The organism is Ferrimonas senticii DSM 18821, assembly GCF_000422665.1.
Taxonomy (GTDB): domain Bacteria; phylum Pseudomonadota; class Gammaproteobacteria; order Enterobacterales; family Shewanellaceae; genus Ferrimonas; species Ferrimonas senticii.
In genome coordinates this window covers 62,944-70,665 of the sequence record NZ_AUGM01000020.1, presented here as the reverse complement: position 1 = coordinate 70,665, position 7,722 = coordinate 62,944, and the positions used below count along the sequence as shown (strand labels likewise).

The 7,722-nt window shown below is 53.2% G+C and carries 5 protein-coding genes; all 5 read right to left on the bottom strand.

Features of this window, described 5'->3' with window-relative positions; all coding sequences use genetic code 11:
- Positions 1 to 197 precede the first annotated feature (197 nt).
- Positions 198 to 1,601: a cytochrome c oxidase accessory protein CcoG gene (gene ccoG, locus G506_RS0111510; protein WP_028116995.1), complete on the bottom strand. Its 1,404-nt coding sequence runs from the start codon at positions 1,599 to 1,601 to the stop codon at positions 198 to 200.
- 166 nt (positions 1,602 to 1,767) lie between these two features.
- Positions 1,768 to 2,940 carry an MFS transporter gene (locus tag G506_RS0111505; protein ID WP_028116994.1) on the bottom strand — a complete coding sequence of 391 codons (1,173 nt, stop codon included), beginning with the start codon at positions 2,938 to 2,940 and terminating at the stop codon, positions 1,768 to 1,770.
- A 329-nt stretch (positions 2,941 to 3,269) separates the two neighbouring features.
- Positions 3,270 to 4,652, bottom strand: a complete 1,383-nt coding sequence (locus G506_RS0111500; protein ID WP_028116993.1) for a Na+/H+ antiporter NhaC family protein — start codon at positions 4,650 to 4,652, stop codon at positions 3,270 to 3,272.
- A 375-nt stretch (positions 4,653 to 5,027) separates the two neighbouring features.
- On the bottom strand, positions 5,028 to 6,860 hold the full coding sequence (glmS, locus tag G506_RS0111495; RefSeq protein WP_028116992.1) for a glutamine--fructose-6-phosphate transaminase (isomerizing): 1,833 nt from the start codon (positions 6,858 to 6,860) through the stop codon (positions 5,028 to 5,030).
- A 13-nt stretch (positions 6,861 to 6,873) separates the two neighbouring features.
- On the bottom strand, positions 6,874 to 7,647 hold the full coding sequence (locus tag G506_RS0111490) for a DeoR/GlpR family DNA-binding transcription regulator (RefSeq protein ID WP_028116991.1): 774 nt from the start codon (positions 7,645 to 7,647) through the stop codon (positions 6,874 to 6,876).
- Positions 7,648 to 7,722: the final 75 nt, after the last annotated feature.

The following is a 7,722-nucleotide window of genomic DNA, read 5'->3' as shown; positions in this document are numbered from 1 at the left end:
TTGGTTCGTCAAGCGTTATTTTCTAACTTCTTTTTCGAACCGGTCGACTTGGTTTTCACTGCGGCGATTTGCTCGCTGTGCCCCGTCGACAGAGGCGCATTATAGGGACGGTTCGATTTGGTGCAACCGGAAAATTCACTGTTTTGGTTCGTTTGCTCAAGCGTTAAACAAAGCGGCGTTTGTATCGGCAACTTGGGTTATTTTTCCCCAAAAAATCGCGATGGTTCGCTGATCTTGGCACCCGAATCCAGATTGGTAACCACAAATCGAACGTCCACTATCGATTTCGGTATTTGTTCCGGCGCAATCGCAATGCTGATTGGTAAGCTTAGCAGCTCTGCCGGCGCCAGTTGAATTTGTTGTTCGCCCAACCATTGGTGACCGGGCAGACCTTCCAAGGTTAATTGTAAGGTTTGCGGTTGCTGAGTCTTATTAATCAGCTTGAGGGTATAGACGTTTTCAAGTTGTTCGGCGTCGTTGTAACGAAACAAGCTGTTGCGATCCCGCAGGATGTCCAATTGCAACGGCGATAGCTGAGTCAGCAGTACCAAGAAGCTGATCAGGATCACCGCTAACGCACCGCCATAACCGAGCAACTTAGGCCGCACCACTTTACTGCTGCCACCTTCTAGATTGCGTTCGGTGGTATAGCTGATCAGCCCCTTCGAATAATTCATCTTGGTCATCACTTCGTCGCAGGCATCAATACAGGCGCCGCAGTTGATGCATTCGTATTGCAGACCATTCCGAATGTCGATGCCGGTAGGGCATACTTGGACGCACAAGTTGCAATCGATGCAATCCCCAAGCCCTAGCTGTTTTGGATCTTGTTTGCGACCACGGGGCCCGCGGGTTTCACCCCGTTCTCGGTTGTAACCCACTATATAAGTGTCGCGATCGAACATCACCGATTGGAAACGGGCATACGGGCACATGTGCAGACACATGATCTCGCGCATCCAACCGGCATTGCCGTAGGTCGCGGCAGTAAAGAACAACCCCCAAAAATAAACGGTAAAGGACGCATTGCCAGTGAAGAAGTCCTGATACAGCTGCGGCGCGTCATTAAAGTAGGAAAGAAAGGTCAACGAGGTCAGCAGTGCTACCGCAACCCAAGCGCTGTGTTTGGCACTCTTGCGCCACAGTTTGTTGAAGCTCCACGGCGCTTTATCTAAGGCGATGCGTTTATTGCGCGCCCCCTCTATCTGCTCTTCAAACCAGATAAAGATAAAGGTCCACACCGATTGCGGACACATATAGCCGCACCAGACTCGGCCTAAAAAGGTGGTAATAAAGAACAATCCAAAAGCGGCCATCACAAACAGCAGCGCCACTAGGATCAGATCCTGCGGCCAGATGGTTAGCTCAAACAGATGAAATTGGCGTTTGCCCAAATCAAACAATACCGCTTGGCGATCATCCCAACGCCGCCACGGCATCACTAAGAACAGCAGCATCATCACCCAACCCATACGCCGACGCAGCTGGCTCCAAACCCCATCGGTTTTACGAACATAAATGCGATGGCGTGGATTAAACCTATCGACCTCGCCAACGTCGATGGTTTGCACCTTGATCTGTGGGGGCTGTGATTGCTTCATGCGACTGCCTAGGTTTGCTACTGCCGTGTTAGCGGTCAGTATATCAATTGTTACCTAGCGCATTGCCGCTAACTGAGGCTTTCCTGATGTAGAACAGCCTGCTGATATGTAACGCAGAAACAACAAGGGCAAGCCGAAGCTTGCCCTTGTGAGAAGATAAATGCCGTTAGTCCATGCCCAGTGGTGGCTTGACCGCCGCCGCCATCTGTTCGGAGATCGCTTTGGCCAACATATACAGTGCTGAAGCGGCAAAGATCAGCATAAAGAACATTGGCAAGCCAGCCATGGTGACATCACCCCAGTTGGCCATAAACGGACCCGTGACCGAGCCGATGCTGTAACACAACAACATCAGTTCAGTGATCGATACGATCTTACTGTTCTCTTGTCCCTGACAAGCTTGAGCAATGGCAATCGGATACAGGGCAAAAGCTGCCGCGCCCAGCATCAACAACGCCAACATCGCCATCGACAAAAACGGGGTGCGCGCCAGGATCAGCGCTCCGGCTAATCCCAACAGACAGAACAAGCCCATGCACAAAGTGCGGCTAAGTCTGAGGGTCATCCAGCTCACCAGCGGCTGCACCACCAAACCACCGAGCACCACCAGCGCCATCAGTTCACCAACGTGGGCACTGGTCAGGCCGTGGTTGCGCAAGAATACCGGCAGCAAACCATACAGCGGCCCTAAGATCAGACCAGAGATAATGCAGCCCCAAATGGCAGTGCGGCTTAAGTATTTAAGCGAGCGAAAGCCCATGCGGTGGTGTTCTTGCAGTCGAGGCGCGCCTTGCTTAACCAACAGCAGCGGTACCATCGCCGCCAGCAACATGGCGATGATCAGACCAAACGGCCACATGCCTTCGACGCCAACCGGGCCGATAAACAATTGCCCCAACGCATTACCGCCATACAGTGCACCCATGTACAGTGCCAAGCGACGGGCGCGCGCGCGCTCATCGTCCGCCAGCAACAGCCACGATTCCACCACCACGAATACCCCGGCGGTCGCCATCCCACCTAAGAACCGCGCCACCAACCAAACCCATTGGTTTGGCAACAACGCCATCACCGCCACCGAGCCAATTAAGCCGGCCAAAAACAGCAAAAAGGCACGGCGATGGCCAATCATGCGCACTACCGGTTCGATACGAATGGCACCGATCAACAAACCACCGTAATAGGCGCTGGCCACCGCCGCCGCCAAGGTCGGGGAAAGACCTAATGAAGGCAACGACAGCGGCAATAAGCTCATTAAAAAGCCGGTGGCAACAGCAAAGATAGATAACGCTGCTACGGGCACAATTAGCCCCGCACGAGCCGCAAGACGGTCCGCCATCGTTTACTCCAAAAAAAGACAGAAAAGAGCCCCTTCTTTGGACAAAAAAGGGGCAATCATGAGATCGGCGCAATCATAGGGCTGAAGTGGCTTCGGGTAAATCAAAATTTGCGGGGATTAAATATCTCTGAACAGGCCGGATTCAGGCGCTTTACGGCAATCCAGAAAATTCGCGGTAACTACCTATTTGGTAAGACCAAAATTGTCATTGCCCGATCAAGTTTTGATTAAAATAGCGACAGCTTTTTGGGTGGTGAGCGGGCCCTTAAAACGAAAAATGCCAGTGGCGCTAAACCACTGGCATTTTATGGGACGGACTGGCTGCTAAGTTAAGCGAGCACTAAGAATCCTAAACAGGCGAGTGCTGCCCCAATCAGCGCATACGGGAATTGAGTCACCCCGTGGCTAATCAAGTTACAATCCGACCCTTGCGCCGCTAGCACCGTTGAGTCGGAGTAGAAGCAGGCTTGGCTACCGAACGACGAGGCCGATAACAGCGCGCCAATCACCAGCGGGATGTCAGCACCAACCGAGTAGGCCAGTGGCATCACAATCGGAATCGATACCGCCAGTACGCCCCAGCTGGAGCCGGTGGCAAATGCCAACATCGCCATCGATACGAACACCACCGCTGGCAGCAGTGCTGCGGTCATGTAAGGAGTCAGGCTCTCAATCACGTATTGCGGCAACATCAACATGTCGCAGACGTCTTTAAAGATGAACGACGCACACACGGTGGCGATGGCCGGCAGCATGCTCTTAAAGCCATCAATCATCTGATCCATCATCTCAGCCAAGGTCATTAACCGTTGCAGCAGATAGAATGGAATGGTGATAGCCAAGGTCGCCAGCAAGCCCATCAACACGTCAATATCGAAGTACACAGTAAAGCCAACCAGCAGCGCGATCGGCACTAAGAAATTGTGCAACTTACCGTGGCTATCGGCATTGGCAAACTCTTCTTCAATCGCTTTCATCGCGTATTCGTCGGAGGTTTGTACTTGATCTAAATCGACCTGCTCCAATGCCGGTTTACCCTGAGCGGCCGCCAGTTGTGCTTTTTTCATCGGGCCGATAGCCGGGATCACCCCAGCGATCACCAGCAAGACGATCAACAATGCACACCAGGCGTACAACATATACGGGATAGCTTGCATATATACCGCAATGCCTTGGCCTTCCGCGGCCACGCCGTTGTCGACCAACAAGCCACCAAAGAACACCGCCCAGGTAGACAGTGGCACCAACACACACACCGGCGCAGCGGTGGAATCCACCACATAAGCCAGCATTTCCCGAGAGACCTTAAATTTGTCGGTCACCCGTTTCATGGTCGAGCCCACCGTTAAGGCGTTGAGGTAATCGTCGATGAAAATGATGATCCCGAGAAAGAAGGTCATCAGCAGGGTAGAACGAGGTCCTTTGGCAAATTTTATCGCCAAGCGGCCAAAGGCCATGGCGCCCCCAGTACGGACGAGCAGCGCAATCAACGCGCCAAAACCACCACACACAAGGATTAGCCAAGCAATCGTTGGATCGGACATCACTTTGAGAGAGATATCTGCAAAATTGCTGTGGATCGATGCCGGTTCAACCAGCAGTAATCCGACGAGCGCGCCGATAACGAGAGACAGGATAGGACGACGGAGCCAGATGGCGAGAATTAAGACCACCGCAGGTGGAATAAGACTTAAAGCAGTCGCGTCAGACATGCACTTAGGTCCTCTGTTTTGAATGCCTTAGAAAAGGCTTGGTTAAAGAAAGCACCAGCGGAATAAACAGGAAATCCGTGGCACCTACTGCTTCGTTTTGGGCGGGGCCTCCAGACGATCTATTGCCGCTATTGTGTTTGCCTTGGTCAAAACATCGCGCGGAAAATAAAGCGCATTAGGGGGGGTGTCAATCAATTTCAGACTGCTAAATTCTTCAATAATTTCGAATAGATATTGCGAGAAATCGGGGCTAAAAAAGGCCGCACTGGAATAACGAGACACAGCTCAAAAATGCCAACAAGGTTGCGATAAATGCCGCTAACCTAAAAACACAAAAAGGGCCATTTTGGCCCTTTTTGATTATCGATAGTGGAATTACTCCACGGTCACCGATTTCGCTAGGTTACGCGGCTGATCGACGTCTGTGCCTTTGATCAGCGCCACGTAGTAAGACAACAACTGCAGCGGCAGGGTGTAGATGATTGGCGCAATGAACTCGTCGCAGTGCGGTACGTTGATCACCTTCATGGTGTCGTCGGACTCGAACTTGGCGTCGACATCGGCAAACACATACATCAGACCACCGCGGGCACGCACTTCTTCAACGTTGGATTTCAGCTTCTCCAACAGTTCGTTGTTTGGCGCCACCACAATCACCGGCATATCGGCGTCGATCAACGCCAATGGACCGTGCTTCAGCTCACCAGAGGCGTAGGCTTCGGCGTGGATGTAGGAGATCTCTTTCAGCTTCAGTGCCCCTTCCATCGCAATTGGGTACTGATCGCCACGGCCCAAGAACAGCGCGTGGTGTTTATCGGCAAAGTCTTCCGCCAGCGCGGCAATGGCATCATCCAGACCCAATGCTTGTTCAACCTTGCTTGGCAGCATTTGCAGGCTCTGTACCAGTGCCGCTTGAGTCTCGGCGGTCATGCCGTTGTGGGCACCGATGGCGCCAGTCAGCATCGCCAACGCCGCCAGCTGCACGGTAAAGGCTTTGGTGGAAGCCACGCCGATCTCAGCGCCAGCTTTCATCATGTAAGCCATGTCGGATTCACGCACCAAGGATGAGCCCGGTACGTTACAAATGGTCAGACTGGCCATGTAACCCATCTCTTTGGCCAGACGCAGCGCCGCCAAGGTATCGGCGGTTTCACCAGACTGGGAGATAGTCACCAGCAGTGAGTTCGGGAATACGTGGCTGCGACGGTAGCGGAACTCCGAGGCGATCTCGACGTTACAAGAAACCCCAGCGTGCTGTTCCAGCCAGTAACGGGCGGTCATGCCGGCGTGGTAGCTGGTGCCACAGGCGATGATCTGCACGTGCTTCACTTGGGCCAGCAGTTCGGCGGCGTTATCACCGAAGGCCTCTGGCAGTACCGCGCCATTGGCCAGACGACCATCCAGAGTGCGCTGCAGTGCCGCTGGTTGCTCGAAAATCTCTTTCATCATGTAGTGACGGTACTGACCTTTATCGCCAGCATCGTGAGTCACGTTCGATTCGGTGATCTCACGCTCAACCGGGTTACCATCTGTATCAAAGATGGTCACTTCACGGCGGGTCACTTCCGCCACATCGCCCTCTTCGAGGAAGGCAAAACGACGGGTTACCGGCAGCAGTGCCAGCTGATCGGAAGCAACAAAATGCTCGCCAACGCCGTAACCGATCACCAGCGGGCTACCAGAACGGGCGACCACCAGACGTTGTGGCTGACGCTTATCCATCACCACTGTGCCGTACGCGCCATGCAACTGCTTAACGGTCGCTTGTACTGCCGCCAGCAGGCTGTCAGCGGATTTCATTTCGTGGTGCACCAGGTGACAGATCACCTCGGTATCGGTGTCAGAGGCAAACACGTAGCCCAGACCACGCAAGCGCTCACGCAGTTCCACGTGGTTTTCGATGATGCCGTTGTGCACTACCGCAATTTCATCGCAGGATAGGTGTGGGTGAGCATTGCGCTCGGATGGCTCACCGTGGGTCGCCCAACGGGTGTGGGCAATCCCAGTACCGCCACTGATTGGCTGTTCAATCAACGCGTTATCCAGCTCTTGTACTTTGCCAACACGGCGAGCACGACCGATGTTGCCTTCATCATCCAAGATCGCCACACCGGCGGAGTCATAGCCGCGGTATTCCAGACGCTTTAGGCCTTCGACCAAAATTTCAGAAACATCACGCTGCGCTACCGCGCCAACAATGCCACACATAGTAATTCCTCGATTAAATTTGTACCGCGGCACAGATAACCTGTACCCCTTTGGATTCGATTTGTAACCGTAACTCATCGCTTAGGCGGGTATCGGTAATCACCCGGGTGATGCGCTGCCACGGCAGTTCCAGATTGGGAATGCGACGACCAATTTTGTCGGCTTCCACCATCACGTTTACTTCTCGGGCGACTTCCGCCATCACCCGCGACAAGCCGATCAGCTCGTTAAAGGTGGTGCTGCCGCGTTCAACATCGATGCCATCGGCACCGATAAATAACTGATCAAAATCGTAGGATCGCAGCACTTGTTCAGCCACTTGACCTTGAAACGAGCCCGAATGGGGATCCCAGGTGCCACCGGTCATCAAAATGGTTGGTTCTTGATCCAATGCCCGCAGCGCTTCGGCGCCATTAAGTGAATTGGTCATCACCACCAAGCCACGCTTGCTGTCCAGATGCGGCACCATCGCCCCAGTGGTGCGGCCGCTATCGATGACGATGCGCTGATAGTCTTTAATCAGCTCTGCCGCCGCTTGGCCGATGGCGTGTTTATAGGCCGACAACTTATGCAGCGGATCGTCGCTGATCACCTCTTGCGGCATCGCCACTGCGCCACCAAAGCGGCGCAACAACAGCCCTGCGGTTTCCAAGGCAGTCAAATCCTTTCGAATCGTAACCTCTGAGGTTTCAAAATCACGTGCCAGTTGTTCAACTGTGATCTCCCCCATTTGGTTTACTAGCAGCACGATATTATGACGGCGCTGCTGAGTATTACGTTTCGACATAGCGAAAAACCTACGATTTAAATTTCGTTTTGAAAGTTACGAAAGTATATATCGTAATCAGAGCAGTGCAAAGCT